Origin of the sequence: Tropicibacter oceani (genome assembly GCF_029958925.1) — a bacterium.
GTDB classification, from domain to species: domain Bacteria; phylum Pseudomonadota; class Alphaproteobacteria; order Rhodobacterales; family Rhodobacteraceae; genus Pacificoceanicola; species Pacificoceanicola oceani.
In genome coordinates this window covers 3,393,114-3,410,744 of record NZ_CP124616.1, presented here as the reverse complement: position 1 = coordinate 3,410,744, position 17,631 = coordinate 3,393,114, and the positions used below count along the sequence as shown (strand labels likewise).

General features: G+C 62.9%; 16 protein-coding genes. 6 read left to right on the top strand and 10 right to left on the bottom strand.

Features of this window, described 5'->3' with window-relative positions; all coding sequences use genetic code 11:
• Positions 1–3: 3 nt before the first annotated feature.
• The gene (locus QF118_RS16405; RefSeq protein ID WP_282300121.1) at positions 4–708 is read left to right on the top strand and encodes a CoA transferase subunit A; all 705 of its coding nucleotides are present in this window, start codon (positions 4–6) and stop codon (positions 706–708) included.
• 3 nt (positions 709–711) lie between these two features.
• Positions 712–1,335: a 3-oxoacid CoA-transferase subunit B gene (locus QF118_RS16400; RefSeq protein ID WP_282300120.1), complete on the top strand. Its 624-nt coding sequence runs from the start codon at positions 712–714 to the stop codon at positions 1,333–1,335.
• 361 nt (positions 1,336–1,696) lie between these two features.
• Here the strand turns inward: QF118_RS16400 and QF118_RS16395 are convergent, their stop codons facing one another.
• Positions 1,697–2,146 (bottom strand): phasin, PhaP, encoded by a 450-nt coding sequence (locus tag QF118_RS16395; protein WP_282300119.1) that lies wholly within the window; start codon positions 2,144–2,146, stop codon positions 1,697–1,699.
• A 120-nt stretch (positions 2,147–2,266) separates the two neighbouring features.
• Positions 2,267–4,069 carry a PHA/PHB synthase family protein gene (locus QF118_RS16390; protein ID WP_282300118.1) on the bottom strand — a complete coding sequence of 601 codons (1,803 nt, stop codon included), beginning with the start codon at positions 4,067–4,069 and terminating at the stop codon, positions 2,267–2,269.
• A gap of 122 nt (positions 4,070–4,191) precedes the next feature.
• Between QF118_RS16390 and phaZ the strand changes: the two genes are divergently transcribed.
• Complete coding sequence (gene phaZ, locus QF118_RS16385) at positions 4,192–5,472, top strand: polyhydroxyalkanoate depolymerase (protein ID WP_282300117.1); 1,281 nt, start codon at positions 4,192–4,194, stop codon at positions 5,470–5,472.
• A gap of 195 nt (positions 5,473–5,667) precedes the next feature.
• Here the strand turns inward: phaZ and QF118_RS16380 are convergent, their stop codons facing one another.
• Genes QF118_RS16380 through QF118_RS16365 form a run of 4 tightly spaced genes read right to left on the bottom strand, consistent with a single transcriptional unit; the run spans position 5,668 to position 8,411 of the window.
• On the bottom strand, positions 5,668–6,198 hold the full coding sequence (locus QF118_RS16380) for an adenine phosphoribosyltransferase (protein ID WP_282300116.1): 531 nt from the start codon (positions 6,196–6,198) through the stop codon (positions 5,668–5,670).
• Complete coding sequence (locus QF118_RS16375) at positions 6,195–6,818, bottom strand: LysE family translocator (RefSeq protein ID WP_282300115.1); 624 nt, start codon at positions 6,816–6,818, stop codon at positions 6,195–6,197. The genes QF118_RS16380 and QF118_RS16375 overlap by 4 nt, the downstream gene beginning before the upstream one ends.
• A 4-nt stretch (positions 6,819–6,822) precedes the next feature.
• Positions 6,823–7,500 carry a DUF2927 domain-containing protein gene (locus QF118_RS16370; RefSeq protein WP_282300114.1) on the bottom strand — a complete coding sequence of 226 codons (678 nt, stop codon included), beginning with the start codon at positions 7,498–7,500 and terminating at the stop codon, positions 6,823–6,825.
• A 26-nt stretch (positions 7,501–7,526) separates the two neighbouring features.
• On the bottom strand, positions 7,527–8,411 hold the full coding sequence (locus QF118_RS16365; RefSeq protein WP_282300113.1) for an S-methyl-5'-thioadenosine phosphorylase: 885 nt from the start codon (positions 8,409–8,411) through the stop codon (positions 7,527–7,529).
• Positions 8,412–8,629: 218 nt separating this feature from the next.
• Here QF118_RS16365 and QF118_RS16360 point away from each other — a divergent pair, with 218 nt between their 5' ends.
• A complete protein-coding gene (locus tag QF118_RS16360; protein ID WP_282300112.1) occupies positions 8,630–10,258 on the top strand; it encodes a SulP family inorganic anion transporter in 1,629 nt (542 codons plus the stop codon).
• A gap of 165 nt (positions 10,259–10,423) precedes the next feature.
• Here the strand turns inward: QF118_RS16360 and QF118_RS16355 are convergent, their stop codons facing one another.
• Both QF118_RS16355 and QF118_RS16350 read right to left on the bottom strand, forming a co-directional pair.
• Positions 10,424–11,092, bottom strand: a complete 669-nt coding sequence (locus QF118_RS16355; RefSeq protein ID WP_282300111.1) for a CatB-related O-acetyltransferase — start codon at positions 11,090–11,092, stop codon at positions 10,424–10,426.
• A 257-nt stretch (positions 11,093–11,349) separates the two neighbouring features.
• Positions 11,350–11,955 carry a flavin reductase family protein gene (locus tag QF118_RS16350; protein ID WP_282300110.1) on the bottom strand — a complete coding sequence of 202 codons (606 nt, stop codon included), beginning with the start codon at positions 11,953–11,955 and terminating at the stop codon, positions 11,350–11,352.
• A 73-nt stretch (positions 11,956–12,028) separates the two neighbouring features.
• On the opposite strand from QF118_RS16350, the gene QF118_RS16345 reads away from it, so the two are divergent.
• On the top strand, positions 12,029–12,523 hold the full coding sequence (locus QF118_RS16345; RefSeq protein ID WP_282300109.1) for a GNAT family N-acetyltransferase: 495 nt from the start codon (positions 12,029–12,031) through the stop codon (positions 12,521–12,523).
• A gap of 54 nt (positions 12,524–12,577) precedes the next feature.
• Positions 12,578–13,333, top strand: a complete 756-nt coding sequence (locus QF118_RS16340) for an EcsC family protein (RefSeq protein WP_282300108.1) — start codon at positions 12,578–12,580, stop codon at positions 13,331–13,333.
• Positions 13,334–13,808: 475 nt separating this feature from the next.
• Here QF118_RS16340 and ptsP read toward each other — a convergent pair whose 3' ends face one another.
• Together ptsP and QF118_RS16330 are read right to left on the bottom strand one after the other, a co-directional pair.
• Positions 13,809–16,067 (bottom strand): phosphoenolpyruvate--protein phosphotransferase, encoded by a 2,259-nt coding sequence (ptsP, locus tag QF118_RS16335; RefSeq protein WP_282300107.1) that lies wholly within the window; start codon positions 16,065–16,067, stop codon positions 13,809–13,811.
• Between the two features lie 227 nt (positions 16,068–16,294).
• A complete protein-coding gene (locus tag QF118_RS16330; RefSeq protein ID WP_282300106.1) occupies positions 16,295–17,533 on the bottom strand; it encodes an aspartate kinase in 1,239 nt (412 codons plus the stop codon).
• Between the last annotated feature and the right edge of the window lie 98 nt (positions 17,534–17,631).

Genomic DNA, 17,631 nt, shown 5'->3' with positions numbered 1-17,631 from the left:
TCCATGAAAAAGGTATACGGCTCGGCGGCAGAGGCCCTTGATGGTCTTCTGCACGACGGGATGTTGATCGCCAGCGGGGGCTTTGGCCTTTGCGGGATTCCGGAACTGCTGATCGACGCGCTGGTCGCCAGCGGCGTCAAGGATCTGACCGTCGCGTCCAACAATGCGGGCGTTGACGGCTTTGGTCTGGGCAAGCTGCTGGAAACCAAGCAGATCAAGAAGATGATGTCCTCTTACGTCGGTGAAAACGCGGAATTCATGCGTCAGTACCTGAGCGGTGAACTGGAGCTGGAATTCAACCCCCAGGGCACCCTGGCCGAGCGTATGCGCGCCGGCGGCGCGGGCATTCCGGGCTTTTACACCAAGACCGGCGTCGGCACCGTGATCGCCGAGGGCAAGGAAGTGAAATCCTGGAACGGCCAGGATTACATCCTCGAAGAAGGCATCTTTGCCGACCTCGCCATCGTCAAGGCCTGGAAGGCCGACACGACCGGCAACGCGATCTTCCGCAAGACCGCGCGCAACTTCAACCCGCCCGCCGCCATGTGCGGCAAGGTCTGCGTGATGGAGGTCGAAGAGATCGTCGAACCCGGCACGCTGGACCCCGATCACATCCACCTGCCGGGCATCTACGTGCACCGCATCGTGCAGGGACAGCACGAAAAACGCATCGAACAGCGCACCGTGCGCAAGCGTGAGGAGGCCTGAGCCATGGCGTGGGACAGAAACCAGATGGCGGCACGCGCCGCCCAGGAACTCGAAGACGGCATGTACGTCAACCTCGGCATCGGCATCCCGACGCTGGTGGCCAACTATGTCGGCGACAAGGACATCACCCTGCAGTCCGAAAACGGCATGCTGGGCATGGGCCCGTTCCCCTTTGAGGGCGACGAAGACCCCGACCTGATCAACGCCGGCAAGCAGACCATCACGGAACTGCGCCGCACCTCGTACTTCGACAGCGCGACCAGCTTTGGCATGATCCGCGGCGGCAAGATCGCAGCGGCGATCCTGGGCGCCATGGAAGTGGCGGAAAACGGTGACCTGGCAAACTGGATGATTCCCGGCAAGCTGGTCAAAGGCATGGGCGGCGCGATGGACCTGGTCGCGGGCGTCGGCCGCGTGGTCGTGGTCATGGACCACACCAACAAGCACGGCGACAGCAAGGTGCTCAAGGAATGCACCCTGCCGCTGACCGGCAAGGGCGTGGTCGACCGCATCATCACCAACCTGGGTGTGCTCGACGTGGTCGAAGGCGGGCTGAAAATCGTCGAATGCGCCGATGGCGTCACCGAAGAGGAACTGCGCGCCGCCACCGAGGCGACCATCGTCTAAGCGCAGACCAACACGACAACAAAGGCTGCGTCGGTTCCGCTGGCGCAGCCTTTTTCTTTGCCGCGCCGCTGTTTCCTCTTGCTCCAAATATCCCCGCCGGAGGCATCCGCCCAAGCCGCCCCCACATCGGCACAAGGGCCGCACCAACCGTTCGGCCAGCGCCCGCCCGAGCCCAAGCGCTGAGCGCGCAGGGCGAGACAAAAAGCGTGCGCAGCACCCATTCAGGTAACGGCCGGCAGGTAACGGCCGGAATGCGGATCAGGCAATAAAAAAGGCGGGTTCCGAAGAACCCGCCCGAGGATATTGCGCCCAAAATGGGAGGAGAAGGCGCAAATTCCTGTCTGTCCCCGAAGGGCCAGTATTACTTGGCAGCTGCGGTCGCTTTCTTGGCGGTCGCGGTCAGCTCGTCGGTGGCTTTCTTGACGGCTGCGGTCGCGTCCTCGGACAGGTCCTTGCCTGCGGCCATCATCAGCTCGACGGTGTCCATCTGGACCTTTTTCGCGATCTCGGCGAAGGCAGCCATGTTCTCGGCAGCAACTTCGGCCTGGGCCGATGCGAAATCGGTCATTGCCTTGGCGTAGTCAGCCGGCTCGGCTTTGGCTTTGGACATGTCTGCCAGCTTGGACAGGGTGTCTTTGGTCCACTTGGCGGAAATCTCGGTCGACTTCTCGGCCGCTTCCAGAGCAACGGTCGACAGCTTTTCGTTCATGGTGGCGGTGGTCTTGAACGCGCCTTCCATGGCTTTGGTGTCGACGGGGAATGCGCCCATCATGTCTTTCATCATGCCGGTGAAATCTTGTGCTTTAGCCATTTTCTCAATCCTTGTTCTACTGCGTGGGCCCACCCCACTTACTAGCAGTTGAGAAGAATATGCATGCTGCGGCGCAGAAATTCAAGAGTTTTTGCTGCGCCGCAGCATAATTGTGCTAAGTCACTGATTTTGCTTGCTGGCCTTGATCGCCACATAGGTGCCCGGGGCGGGGCAAAGGCTCTTATAAGGCGAATCACCGGGTTGACGCGCGGGCACTTTCTTGCCCGAACGCTTCTTCAGCCAAGCCTCCCACAGGGGCCACCAGGACCCTTCGTGCTTGTCAGCCGAGGCTTTCCAGTCGTCGAAGGCCAAGCTCAGGTCATCGTTGGTGTAATGGCCGTATTTGACCTTGGTCGGCGGGTTGACGATGCCGGCGATATGGCCGCTTTCACCCAGCACGAACTGCTTGGATTTCGAACCCATCATCTGCACCCCGCGATAGACGTCGCGGGCGGCGGCGATGTGATCGGTTTCGGTGGCGATGGACATCAGCGGCACATCGACATCCTTGACCGACAGGGTTTCACCGAATAGTTCGAACCGGCCTTCGGCGAATTCGTTGCGCTGGCACAATCCGCGCAGGTACTGCTTGAACATCTTGCCGGGCAGGTTGGCGCCGTCACCGTTCCAATACAGCAGATCAAAGGCCGGGGGCGTTTCGCCCATCATGTAATGGCGGATCGCCGGACCATAGATCAGATCGTTCGAGCGCAGAAAGGAAAAGGTCCGCGCCATGATGAAGGACGGCAGGATACCCTCCTGGTCGATCTCCTGTTCGATGCCTTCGGCGAAATCGTCCTGCAGGAAGGGGGTGAATTCGCCCTGGTCGGAAAAATCCATCAGCGCGGTAAAGAAGGTCGCCGATTTGACCGACTTGTCGCCGCGTTTCTTCAGCAAGGACAGCGTCAGGCTGAGCGTCGTGCCGGCGATGCAGTAGCCAACGGCGTTGATCTTGTCGACGCCGCAGATTTCCTTGACGATGTTCATCGCCGTCAGATAGCCCTCATCGATATATTCCTCGAGACCGATGTCGCGATAGGTGGGATCGGGGTTGATCCAGCTGACCACGAACAGGGTATAGCCCTGATCGACGACCCAGCGGATCAGGCTGTTTTGCGGTTTCAGGTCCAGGATGTAGAACTTGTTGATCCAGGGCGGGAACAGGACAACCGGGGTTTCATGCACCTGCTCGGTGGTCGGGCTGTACTGGATCAGCTCCATCATGCGGTTGCGATAGACGACTTCGCCCTTGGCGGTGGCGATGTTCTCGCCCACGGAAAAGGCGCTTTCGTCGGCCAGACGCACGATCAACTCGCCGTTGTTTGCCTCAAGATCGCTGACCAGGTTTTCCAGGCCCCGCACCAGGCTTTCGCCCTCGGTCTCGACCGCCTTGAGAAGGGCGTCGGGATTGGTCGCCAGAAAGTTCGTGGGTGCGAACATGTCGGTGATCTGCTGGGCGAAATAGCGCAGACGCGCCTTTTCCTTGCCGTCCAGTTCTTCCAGCTTGTCGATGCCGTCGCGGATGGCGCTGGCATTGATCAGGTATTGTTGCTTGACGAAGTTGAAATAGGGGTGCGTGTCCCAAAGCGGGTTGGCAAAGCGGCGGTCCTTGGGGCCGGGGTCGTCGGGGGCCTTCAACTCGCCGCTGGCCAGCGCCTTTTGCGCGTCGACGAAATGGGTCAGCGTCTTGCCCCAGTATTGCACCTGCTGTTCCAGAACCTTGGCGGGATTGGACAACCATTCCTGCCAATAGGCCTGGGCGGCCTTGGAATACAGCTCCGACTCCGGACCGTTCAGGGCCTGCGGTGTCGATTTCTTGTGGGTGATTGCGTTGACAAGGCGCTGCTGAAGCTCCTCGACACGGGCCAGATTGGCCTCCAGCCGCTCACGATTTTCGGATGCGGCATCTGTGTTCGTTGCCATGTTAACGATTCCCCCCTATGTTCGCATACGCAGAATAGCGTCGCCTTTGACGGGAGGCAAAGCGACGAAATGGCTCGACCCAACTTGGGGTTGCAGTCGACCTTTGATTTGGAGCAGCAGCAATGCGCTATATGGCCACTTACGACATGATGGAAACCTTCCGGAACACCCAGCAATGGTTGGGTGCGACGGCAAGAACGATGGCCTCATACCCGGCTTTTTCGGTTGTGCCGAACCCGGCGCTGGAATGGATGGCCGCCTGGGGCGAGGTGACCGAGCGCACCTTTGAACGCATGGTCGTCAAGCCCGACTGGGGGATTCGCACCTTTACCTGCGAAGACGGCAAGGACCATCTGGTCAATATCGAAACCGTGGTGGAAAAGCCCTTTGGCGATCTGATCCACTTCAATGTGTCCGGCCGCGAAGAGCAGCCGCGCAAGATCCTGTTGGTTGCACCGATGTCGGGGCATTATGCCACGCTGCTGCGCTCGACAGTGAAATCATTGATCGTGAACTGTGAAGTTTACGTGACGGATTGGCACAATGCGCGTGACATTCCGGTTTCGGCCGGCAAGTTCGATATCGAGGACTACACGCTGTACCTGATGGATTTCATGCGCCACATGGGGCCGGAAACCAACGTGGTCGCCGTGTGTCAGCCCGCGCCGCTGACCCTGGCCGCGACCGCCTACCTGGCCGAGCTGGACCCCGATGCGCAGCCGCGCACCCTGACGCTGATCGGCGGGCCGATCGACCCGGATGCGGTGCCGACCGATGTCACCGACTTTGGCGCGCGCGTCACCATGGGCCAGCTCGAAGAGACGATGATCCAGCGTGTGGGTTTCAAATACCCGGGCGTGGGGCGGATGGTCTATCCGGGCCTGTTGCAGCTGACCTCGTTCATCAGCATGAACTCGGATCGCCACTCCAAGGCGTTCAACGACCAGATCATGCGGGTCTGCCGCGGCGAGGCGTCGGATCACGACGCGCACAACCGGTTCTACGACGAATATCTTGCGGTCATGGACATGCCGGCGGAATTCTACCTGTCTACGGTCGAGCGGATCTTCAAGAACTGCGAAATCGCCAAGAACGAATTCGTGGTTGGTGGTCACAAGGTGGACATGGGCAAGATCACCCGTGTTGCCGTCAAGACCGTCGAAGGCGACAAGGACGATATCACGGCACCGGGCCAGTGCATTGCCGCGCTGAACCTGTGCACCGGTCTGCCGGATGACAAGAAAGCTTCGCACGTGGAGCCGGGTGCCGGTCACTACGGGATTTTTGCGGGCAAGAGCTGGCGCAACAATATCCGGCCGCTGGTTCTGGAATTCATTGACGCCAACGCGTCGGAACCCAAGGACAAGCCCAAGAAAAAGGCGGCCAACGTCAACGCCGCCTGATCTTTTTCAAAATGTGCGCCTAGCGGCGCGCAGACCTGTCAACGCCCGCCTTATGGCGGGCGTTTCCGTTGGTGCCATGCGGTGAAGGCGCGTTTGAGATTGAGAGGCTGTGTGGGGGGAGAGGGCCGATTTGGGGGCCAGCCCCCAAACCCCCGGGATATTTCAGGCAATTGGAAGAGGGGGGAGGCTGGTGGTTCAGAGGCCTTGGTAGGTGCACAGGGTGTGGACCTCCATCCCCATGTCTTTCAGCCGTTTGTGGCCGCCCAGGTCGGGCAGGTCGACGATGAAGGCGCAGCCGATGATTTCGCCGCCCAGCCGTTCGACCAGCTTGATCCCGGCCTCGGCGGTGCCGCCGGTGGCCAGAAGATCATCGACCAGCAGGATCTTTTCGCCCGGCTGGATGGCGTCGTCGTGAATTTCGACGACCGCCTCGCCGTATTCGAGTTTGTATTCCTCGGAGATCACCGCACCGGGCAGTTTGCCTTTCTTGCGGATCGGCACGAAGCCGGCAGAGAGCTGGTGCGCGATGGCGCCGCCAAGGATGAAGCCGCGCGCCTCGAGGCCCACGACCTTGTCGAAGCGGACCCCGGCGTAGGGGTGCAGCAACTGGTCGATGGCCATGCGAAAGCCGCGCGGGTCGGCGAACAGCGTGGTGACATCGCGGAACAGGATGCCTTCGTGCGGGAAATCGACGATGGTGCGGATATAGTCCTGGACCTGTTTCATGAGGTTTTCCTTAGGGTTGCGGTGAGCAGGCCCATGGTGATCAGCGTCGCGCCGCCGGCGCGGGTGATCCACGGGATGACGCCCGGCCTGGTGATGGTGCGCCGCAGGCGGTCGGCGGCAAGCGCATAGGCCAGCGCGTTCAGCGCGGCAAGGGTGACGAAGGTGCCGACGAGGATGGCGAACTGCGGCAGCAGCGGGGCGGCTGGCGTGATGAACTGCGGCACGAAGGCAATGAAGAAGGCGATGCTTTTTGGGTTCAGCGCGGTCACGGCGGCGTTGTGCCAGAACACGCCGCGCGCCGAGATGTCGGTTGCGGGCAAGGTCAGGCCATCGGCGGGGGCCGAGCGGATCAGTTTGACCCCCAGGTAGATCAGGTAGCCCGCGCCAAGCCATTTCAGCACGGTGAACAGCGTCGCCGAGGCGGCGACCAGCGCGCCGAGGCCCGCAAGCGACAGCGACATGGCGACGAAATCCCCGGTGGCGACCCCGGCGGCCGAGGCGACGGCCACGCCGCGCCCCTTGGACAGAGCATAGGACAGCACCAGCAGCACTGTCGGCCCGGGGATCAGCAGCAGCGCGGTCGAGGCGGCGACGAAGGTCAGCCAAAGCTCAAGGGCCATGGGGTTACTCCTTTGGCGGGTAGTGGCGGCGCAGGGCGATGATGTCCTGCGGGCCCAGGGTCTTGGCGTCGTTGCTGTCCTGCGAGAACACCGAAAGACCTTCGTAATGCGGGTTGCGGATGTCGGTCAACAGGCCCAGCGACTGGGTCAGTTCCTCGATCAGGGCGGATTCGTACTGGCGGATGCTGAGCCTTGTGCCAAAGACGATGCGCGAGCGCTTGATCGCGCCGGTTCGGGAATTGGCCCAGACCAGAACGCGGGCGCCCTGGACGGTGGCGCCGTCGATGCCGTCGATCCCGGTGCCGCTGATCGGGGCGCTGCCGTCGGTGTCGATGAAATAGATCTCGATATCGGCGGGGTCTTCGGGCGGCACGATGCGGAACTGCACCCCGGCGCCCGATTGGTTGAGGTATTGCACCGCGCGCACAAGCGCGGCCCTGGCGCGGGCCTGTTTGCCGCCCAGAAAGGCGCGGTCGCTGCGGGTGATGGAAACGCGCAGCGGGCGGTCGATCACCCAGCGCCGCATGGGTTTGGCGCAATCCGCGCCCGGCGGCGCGGCGCAGGCGACAAGGCGATAGAAATCCCTGTCGCTCAGCGGGCCCGTCGTTTCAACGAAATCCACCTCCTGCGCCGCAAGGGACGCAGGGACCAGCAGCAGCCCTGTCACCGATTTCCATCGCATCGCAGCACCCCCGCAGGGCGGGGTTTTTACCCCGCGGCCCCCAGAACGCGGCCCGCCACGGCATCGAGTTTCGCGACCAGGGCGGCGTCGCGTTTTTCGGGCGCTGTCATGATGGCGTAGTCCAGCGCGCGGTCGCAGCCATGCGGGCAGGGCGCGCGATCCGGCCCAAGCAGCGCAGGCAGGCGGCGGATCATCTGGCGGCCCTTTTCGGCGTTGCCCATCAGCACCTTGATGATCTCGTTCACGTCGACTTCACCGTGGTGGGGGTGCCAGCTGTCGTAGTCGGTGACCATGGCGATCGAGGCGTAGCAAAGCTCGGCCTCGCGGGCGAGCTTGGCCTCGGGCATGTTGGTCATGCCGATCACGTCCGCGCCCCAGTGTTCGCGGTACATCTTCGATTCCGCCAGGGTCGAGAATTGCGGCCCCTCCATCGCCAGGTAGGTGCCGCCCTTGTGGATCGTCACGCCCGCGTCCTTGGCCGCTGAAAAACACGCCTGCCCAAGGCGGGGGCAGGTGGGATGCGCGACCGAAACATGCGCCACGCAGCCCGATCCAAAGAACGATTTCTCGCGCGCAAAGGTGCGGTCAATGAACTGATCCACAACGACAAAATCACCGGGGGCCATTTCCTCGCGGAAAGAGCCGCAGGCCGAAACGCTGATCACGTCAGTCACGCCCAGGCGTTTGAGCGCGTCGATGTTGGCGCGGTAAGGGACATCGGTCGGCGAATGCACGTGGCCGCGCCCGTGCCGGGGCAGAAAGGCCATCTTCACCCCCTCGAGCGCGCCGGTCAGGATCTGGTCGGACGGCGCCCCCCAGGGCGAGGCGACATCGACCCATTGCGCGCCCTCCAGCCCGTCGATTTCGTAGATGCCTGATCCGCCAATCACACCGATCATGGTTTGGGTCATTTTGGGGCGCTCCATTGCTGTTTGGTGCATCTTGCATGGCGGGCCGGTCAAAGAAAAGTCGCGCCCGGTTCCGGCGGGCAAGGGAATGGTAAGATTTCCGTGCATCCGGCATGAAACCCGCTATAAACCGGGCAAAAGGCCAGTGATGGCCGCGCGTCTCTGGCCTTCTACGCTGCATTGCAGTATGGGCGCTAACGCGAATGAAAAGGACCGCCCCAATGAAAAAAGCCATTCTGGCGAGTTTCGCCAATCGTCTTGCTTTGTCTGACCTGTCACTGATGCCCGATGAAAAGCTGACGCCGGCACGTCTGCGGATCGAGCTGCTGGCCGGGTTGACCGTGGCCTTGGCGCTGGTGCCCGAAGCGGTGGCCTTTGCCTTTGTCGCCGGGGTGCATCCGCTTGTGGGGCTTTACGCGGCCTTCATGGTGGGCCTGATCACGGCGCTGTTTGGCGGGCGTCCGGGGATGATCTCCGGCGCAACCGGGGCGCTGGCGGTGGTCATGGTGGCCCTGGTGGCGCAGCACGGGGTTGAATACCTGTTCGCCACGGTGGTCCTGATGGGAATTCTTCAGGTTTTTGCAGGGGTTATGCAGTGGGGCAAGTTCATCCGTCTGGTGCCGCATCCGGTGATGCTGGGCTTTGTGAACGGGTTGGCCATCGTGATTTTCCTGGCGCAGATGTCGCAATTCAAAGTGCCGGGGTCGATCGTGAACACCGGCCATGGCATGGGCGGGGGCGAATGGCTGACCGGCCTGCCGCTGTACATGATGCTGGGGCTGACCGCGCTGACCATGGCGATCATCTGGGGCATGCCCAAGGTCAGCCGTCTGGTGCCCGCGCCCTTGGCCGGGATCGGGATCGTGGCGGCCATCGTGATCGGCTTTGGCCTGGATGTGCCGCGGGTGGGCGACATGGCGTCGATCAAGGGGGGGCTGCCGCCGTTCCATATTCCGGCCGTGCCGCTGACCTGGGAAACCCTTGAAATCATTCTGCCTTATGCGGTCATCCTGGCCGCGATCGGGTTGATCGAAAGCCTGCTGACCCTGAACCTTGTGGGCGAGATGACCGGCAAGCGTGGCGGCGCGTCGCAGGAATGCATCGCGCAGGGCGCGTCGAACGTCGTGACCGGGTTCTTTGGCGGCATGGGCGGTTGCGCGATGATCGGCCAGTCGATGATCAACGTGAAGTCGGGCGCGCGCACGCGGATCTCGGGGATTGCGGCGGCGCTGTTCCTGCTGATCTTCATCCTCTTTGCCTCGCCCTTGATCGAGCTGATCCCGCTGGCGGCGCTGGTGGGGGTGATGTTCATGGTGGTGATCGGGACCTTTGCCTGGAACTCGTTGAAAATTCTGGCAAAAGTCCCCGTTATGGATGCCTTTGTGATCATCCTCGTGACCGTGGTCACGGTGATGGAGGATTTGGCCGTCGCCGTGGTTGTGGGCGTCATCGTCAGCGCGCTGGCCTATGCCTGGAACAACGCGCGCCGCATCCATGCCAAGACCTATACAACCCCCGAGGGGGCCAAGGTCTATCAGGTGCAGGGGCCATTGTTCTTTGGCTCGTCCGACGGATTTATCGAGCTGTTTCAGGTGGATACCGACCCGGCGCTGGTGATCGTCGATTTCGACGACAGCCGGGTGGTCGACCAGTCCGCGCTGCAGGCGATCGAGGCGGTCGCGGGCAAATACGAAGCGGCGGGCAAGTCGATCCAGCTGCGCCACCTGTCGCGCGATTGCCATAAACTGCTGACCAAGGCGGGCCACCTGATGGTCGACAGCGACGACGACCCCGATTACCAGATCGCGGTGGATTACGGGGTGCGCACGGGCATCCTTGGCGGTCACTGAATGGGCTACGGGGCGCTTCGGTAAACGAAGCGCCCTTTTTCTTTACCGCCGCCGGACGGAGCGCGTGGCGCCGCAGTCAGTACGATTCGGAGCCTGTTTGGTACAGATTGCAAAAGACAGGGGCCTGAGTACCGGCCCCCGTCTATGACCAAACGTCAAAAGCGGTTAGTCCGGCGGGTTTTTCCCGAAATCGGCGTCGAATTGCGCCAGCGCGGCGATGTCCTCGGCCACCAACAGAGGCTGCGCTGCCGCGATTTTTTCCCGACTCCAATCCCACCAAGCGATCCGGTTCAGCGTCTCGATCTGGTCGGCTGAATAGCGCATCCGGATGATCTGCGCCGGATTGCCCAGGATCACCGCGTAGTCGGGCACAGACCCGCGCACCACCGCGCCCGCGCCGACGATGACCCCGTTGCCGATCCGGGCACCCGGCAGGACCAGCGCGCCATAGCCCAGCCAGACATCATGGCCGATTTGCGTGTCACGGGTGTCAGGCTGGTAGCCCGGCAGGCTGTCTGGGTCAAAGACGGCAAAGGGAAAGGTGCTGGCCCCGCGCGTGTCGTGATTGGCCGAGGACGTCAGGAACCGCACGCCATGGGCGATCTGGCAAAACCGGCCGATGGTCAGGGTTTCCTGGCTGAAGGGAAAGAGATAGGGCGCGAGACGGCCGGCCCAGTCGTCGGGCGGATCGAAATCGCTGGCATAGGTGTAATCGCCGACCTGAAAGCGCGGGTGGTCGATCACGGTGTTCAGAAAGACGGTGCCGGAATGGGCGGAGCCATCGGGCAGGGTGATAGGATGCGTGCGATGCGCAGGGGGAAAGGTGACGGGCATGGGGACCTCGTTTTGAAAACCGGTTGAAAGTCAGGGTTTCAAAGGGGCTGGTCCATCACGTCCTCCATCGGTTGTGGGGGCAGGATAGCACGAAACGCGACAGGGGCACAGGGGTGGCGGGCCGCTCTGTTTCGGCTGTGCCGAAAGGCGCCCGCCCGCCGCCCCGTTTCCCGGTGCCAGGACGGGCAAGGGGTTGGACAGGGCGGGTTTGGGGGGGCGCCTGGAATGACGCCGTGTGGGCCGGAACGCGCGCAGCCTTATTCGCCCGGGCGTTTGAGCTCGAACACCTCGCGGACCACGCTGTAATCGCGATAGCCCATGCGCGCGAGCGGGTTGAATTTCAGCACGTCAAACTGGCCATCGGTCATGCAATCGTCGCGCATGTGGATGCCTGTGACCTCGCCAAAGACGGCAAAGTTCGCCTCTCCGGGCAATTGCACGATCTGGGTCAGCTTGCATTCGAGGTTGGCGGGGGCGGCGGCGACGCGGGCGCAGGGGATGGTTTCACACTCGGCCTTGTCCAGCCCGGCCAGCTCGAATTCGTCCACGTCGCGCGCCCAGGGTCCCGAGGTGGCGTTCATCGCATCGCGCAGGGCGTATTCGACGACGTTCACGCAGAACACACCGGTTTCGCGGATATTGCCGACGCTGTCCTTGGTGCCGTCGCGGTCAGGTTTGGCGCTGGTCGAGGAAAACATCACCTGCGGCGGGAAATAGGCGACCGCGTTGAAAAAGGAATAGGGCGCAAGGTTGTCGCGCCCATCCGCCCCGCGCGACGAGATCCAGCCGATGGGCCGGGGGGTCACGATGGCGTTGAAAGGGTTGTGGGGCAGGCCGTGACCTTGCTCGGGGCGATAGAACATTCTGCATTCTCCTGTTTGCGCTGGATTTTCCCACGTGATAGGCCGGAATGCACCGAAATGCACGAGGGCCGTTGTGTTCACCCTTGCACAGGAACTGCCGCAGGATTGGTGGGAGGTCGAGGCCCTCTACGATAGCTGCTTTGCCCCGGGGCGGACTTTGCTGAGTTCGTACCGGCTTCGTGATGATGTGCCGCCGGTGCCCGAGCTTTGCGTGCTGGCGCGCGACGAAAGCGGCATGATTGGCGGCGCGATCCGCTATTGGCCGGTCATGGTGGGCGATTGGCCTGCGCTGCTGCTGGGGCCTGTGGCGGTTCACCCGACGGCACAGGGCGAAGGGCTGGGCGGCGCGCTTGTGCGCGAAACCCTGGCGCGGGCGGGCGAACTGGGCCATGACCGCGTGCTTTTGGTGGGCGATGCGCCCTATTACAAGCGGTTCGGGTTCGAACACCTGGAAGGGGTCGAGATGCCCCCGCCGACCAATCCGGACCGGGTTCTGGGCTATGCCTTGACCCCCGGCGCCTGGAATGGGGTGCAGGGCGAGGTCACGCGGATGCCGCAAAAGGGTTGAAAAATCGCCAAGTCTACCCAGTTTCTAGGAGTGGGGCGTGACGAGGGAACAACCATGAGTGATTTTGAACTGGTGGAAGCGGCCATTGATCTGGACCGCGAAATCGACAATCTGGCCACGCGCTATCGCGCTGCCGGCAATTTCGGTGTGCAGGTTCTGAACGTGTTGAACTGGCCCGCCGAAGGCCTGTTGGAGAGGCTTCCCGAAAACGCCCGCAGCAAGCTGGAGACCGCCACGGTACGCGGGCTGGAGGCGGCGATGAGCGCGGCGTCAGGGTCGCGCAGCCTGGTCAAGGATCAAAAGCCCTGGGTCAACACCGCGACCACGACCGCCGTCGGGATCGTCGGTGGCATGGGCGGGCTGGCCACGGCGCTGGCCGAATTGCCGGTGACGGTGACCATGCTGATGCGGTCGGTTCAGGCGGTGGCCGCCGAGCACGGGTTCAACCCCGATGACGAGCAGACCCGCAAGGACGCGCTGCTGGTCTTTGCCGCGGCAGGGCCTTTGAAAGACGCGGGCGGCAAGCCGGATCTGAACTTTCTGTCGTCGCGGGTGACGCTGACGGGCGTGAACGTCTATATCGGGATCGGGTTGATCGCGCCGCGCCTGGCCATGGTGCTGGGCCGCAAGCTGGCGGCGCAGACGATTCCGGTGATCGGGGCGGCCACGGCGGCGGTGACGAATTATTCGTACTCGGGCTATTATCACGAGATGGGGCAGGTGGTCTTTGGCCTGCGCGCGCTTGAGGAAAAGACCGGCACCCCGTTTGCAGAGCTGGTCGAGCTGCTGTCGGCGCGGCTTGACGGTTGAATCGAGTTCTTCCCGAATTTTTCGAAAACTGTACACCCTTTGTTAGGGATGCGGCGCTAGGGTCATGGATGAAGGGGCAAGTGATCGCCCCCTGATCGGCCCCGCGCTGAAACCTGCCCGTGATGCGCGCCTTGTCAAACTTGGCGCATCTGACGTGGAATGCAAACGAGGGTCGAAAAACCGCGCAGAAAGCGCGGGATAGGTGCCGCGGGCCAGAATGGCCAGAGCACAAACAGACGTCGCAGTCTTTGCGCCCGGTCGCCGGAAAAACTCCGCGGTCGGGCGTTTTTCATGCGGCGGTCTGATCGGCGGGGCGGGTGCAGGCCGCGAATGTGGGTTCAGGACACGGCACGCGCAGCGGGTGCAGGTTTCAAGGGCTGGACCGAACGCGGGATGCGGCGCCGACGGCAGGACCCGGCGGACTGGGCGCGCGCCGAAGCGCGCAGCGCGGCCCTGTCACGGCAGGGTTTCTGCCTCAGGACAGGGCCCAGCCTTCCTGGCTCAGGTGGTCCTTGACCGCTTGGCGCACGCTTTGATCGCCGCGCGCGCGGGCCGCGTCGATCACCGCGCGCACCGCCGACAGATCGGTGCGCATCAACAGGCTTTTGACCGGACCGATCGAGGCAGGGCGCATCGACAGCGTCGTGATCCCGATGGCCGCAAGGCACAGCGCCTCGATCGGGCGGCCTGCGTCCTCTCCGCAAAAGCTGAGCTTGGTCGTGGTCTTTTCGCAGCGCTGCACGATGTCCTGAAGGAAGGTCAGGAAGGACACGTTCAGGGTATCGTAGCGGCGGCGCACGCGCTCGTTCTCGCGGTCGGCGGCAAAGAAGAACTGCTTGAGATCATTGCCGCCGATCGACAGGAATTCGACCTCTTCGAAAAACGTCTGAGAGGCGTAGGCAAGGCTGGGGGTTTCCAGCATCGCCCCGATTTCGACGCTTTGCGGGGTGGCATGACCCAGCTTGAGTTCGCGGGCCAGCGCCTTGTCCATTTCGGCGCGCGCATCGCGGAATTCACTGTATTGCGCGATAAAGGGGAACATCACGGTCAGGGGGCGGCCCTTGGCGGCGCGGATCAGCGCCTGCAACTGCATCCGCAGCACGCCCGGTTTGTCCAGCCCGACACGAATCGCCCGCCAGCCAAGCGCCGGGTTGGGTTCATCCTGCGGCTTCATGTAGGGCAGCACCTTGTCCGAGCCGATGTCCAGCGTGCGAAACACCACGCGTTTGCCCTGGGCGGCGTCGATGACCCGCGAATAGATCGAGACCAGTTCGTTGCGGCGCGGCATCTGGTTGCGGATCAGGAACTGCAATTCGGTGCGGAACAGCCCGACGCCCTCGGCGCCAGAACTGTCAAGCGAGGGCAGGTCAGCCATCAGACCGGCGTTCATCTGCAAGGAAATCCGCACCCCATCGGCGGACACGCAATCAACGTCGCGGATCGAGGCATAGCGTTCCTGCGCCTTGGCCTGCATGGCGATCTTGTCGACAAAGGCGGCCACGACGGTGTCGTCGGGGCGCAGATGCGCGATGCCCTGGTCGCCATCGACCATGATGTGATCGCCGTTCAGCGCCTCGTTGGTGATGCGCGCGGCGTGAATCACCAGCGGAATCGCCAGCGCCCGCGCGACAATCGCCGCATGGCTGCCGACCGAACCCTCTTCGAGCACGACGCCCTTGAGCTTGCGGCCATATTCCAGCAATTCGCCGGGGCCGATGTTGCGCGCGATCAGGATTGGGTCTTCGGGCATGGCGCTGCCGGTTTCGCGGCCCTGTCCGGTCAGGATGCGCAGCAGGCGGTTGGACAGGTCGTCCAGATCGTGCAGGCGTTCGCGCAGGTAGGCATCGGACACCTGGTTCATCCGGGCGCGGGCCTGCGATTGTTCCTTTTCCACCGCCGCTTCGGCCGACAGGCCGCGGGCGATGTCGGTTTCCATCCGGCGCAGCCAGCCCTTGGAGTTGGCGAACATCCGATAGGCTTCGAGAACCTGCATCTGGTCCTTGTCGCCATCGCCATCCGCCCCTTCGAGCATCTGGTCGACGCTGACGCGCAATTCGTCCACGGCGGCGTTCAGGCGCACCAGTTCCTTTTCGGGGTCGTCGGCCACAAGGTTGGTGACCACCACGCGCGGCTCGTGCAGCCAGACGTGGCCCATGGCGGTGCCTTCCTGGCCGACCGCGCCGCGGAACATCGCCGGCTGGGTGTGGCGCGCCGACAGCGCCGCGCCTTCGCCGACAAAGGCGCCCAGTTCGGTCATTTCCGCCAGCACCATGGCGACCACTTCAAGCGCATAGACTTCGTCGGCGGTGAATTCGCGTTTCTGTTTCGATTGCACCACAAGCACGCCCAGCTTTTCGCCAAGCCGCTGGATCGGGACGCCAAGGAAGCTGGAGTAAATCTCTTCTCCGGTTTCGGGCATGTAGCGGAACCCGGGGGCCGAGGGCGCATCGGCGGTGTTCACGATCTTGCCGGTACGCGCCGTACGGCCGACCAGGCCTTCGCCCAGTTTCATCCGGGTCTGGTGCACGGCCTCGGGCTTGAGACCCTGCGAGGCGCAGAGTTCCAGCGTTTCGGGGTCGCGGAACAGGTAGATCGAGCACACTTCGGTGCCCATCGAGTCGGCGGTCAGATGGGTGATCTTGTCCAGACGGGCCTGGCCCGCGGCCTCTTCGGCCATGGTATCCCTGAGCCGTCCAAGAAGTTTGCGGCTTTCGCTTTCAAGACCGTCGGGCATCTGAAATCCTGTGTCGTCCTTGCTGGCTGGTATAGGCGAGCGGGCCACGGAAAGGGAGGGGTATTCCACAACTCTTCCGCGATTTGATGTCTCACCGTGCGCTTTGCCTGATTTGTCGGCGGTGGCGCGGCGGGCGGCGCATGGGCGCCTGGCCTGACCTGGCCCGAAACGGAAACGAGCGGCCATAGGGCCGCTCGCTTTGGGTATCGGTGCCGGGCGGCTTTGTGTCAGGCCGCCTTGTCGAGGTCAAAGGCGTCGTGCAGGGCCTGCACTGCCAGTTCCATGTACTTGCGGTCGATCAGCACGGAAATCTTGATTTCCGAGGTGGTGATGACCTTGATGTTGATGCCTTCCTTGGCCAGCACCTGGAACATCTTGGCGGCGACGCCGGTATGGCTGCGCATGCCGATGCCGACGACGGAAATCTTGCACACGCCTTCGTCGGCGATGATTTCCTGAAAGTCGATGCTGCCGTTCTTCTGGGCGTCTTTCATGGCCTTTTCAGCGCGCGCCACCTGGTTGGTGGGGCAGGAAAAGGTCATGTCGGTGTGACCTTCTTCGCTGATGTTCTGAACGATCATGTCCACGTTCACGCCGGCCTCGGCCAGGGGCGTGAAAATCGCCGAGGCGATACCGGGACGGTCGGCGACGGACACGAGGGTCATCTTTGCCTCGTCGCGGGAATGGGCCACACCGGCCACCACGTTGCTTTCCATGATTTCCTCCTCGTCGCAGACCAATGTGCCTGCTTCGTCCGATTGTTCTTCAAAGCTGCTGAGAACCCGCAGCCGGACCTTGTAGCGCATGGCCAGCTCGACCGAGCGGGTCTGCAGGACCTTGGCGCCGAGGCTGGCCAGTTCCAGCATTTCCTCAAAGGCGATCTTGTCCAGCTTGCGGGCCTTGTCGCAGATGCGCGGGTCGGTGGTATAGACGCCATCGACGTCCGTGTAGATGTCGCATCGCTCGGCGCCAAAGGCGGCGGCAAAGGCCACGGCGGTGGTGTCGCTGCCCCCCCGGCCCAGCGTGGTGATGCGGCCCTCGGGGGAAATGCCCTGGAAACCGGCGACCACGGCGACCTTCATGCCTTCGCCGAACTTGGCGCTGATGTTGTCGGTCGGGATTTCCTCGATCCGGGCGTTGGCATGCGCGTTGGTCGTCTTGACCGGCACCTGCCAGCCCTGCCAGCTGCGCGCCGGAACGTCCATTTCCTGCAAGGTCAGCGCCATCAGGCCGGCGGTGACGTTCTCGCCCGAGCTGACGACGGCGTCGTATTCGCGCGCATCGAACAGCGGCGAGGTTTCCTCGACAAAGCCGACCAGCTTGTTGGTTTCGCCCGACATGGCCGAGACGATGACGATCACGTCATAGCCTTTGGCGACCTCGACGCCGACGCGCTTGGCGGCGCGGCGGATGCGATCCAGCGTGGCGACAGAGGTGCCGCCGAATTTCATCACAAGAACGGGCATGACAGTTCCCCGGTTTAAGTTTCGCGCGGTTTAGGCGGCAGAAACGAAAAGGGCAAGATGTCAATGCTGACGCAGGGCCGCGGGGGGCGAATGCGTTG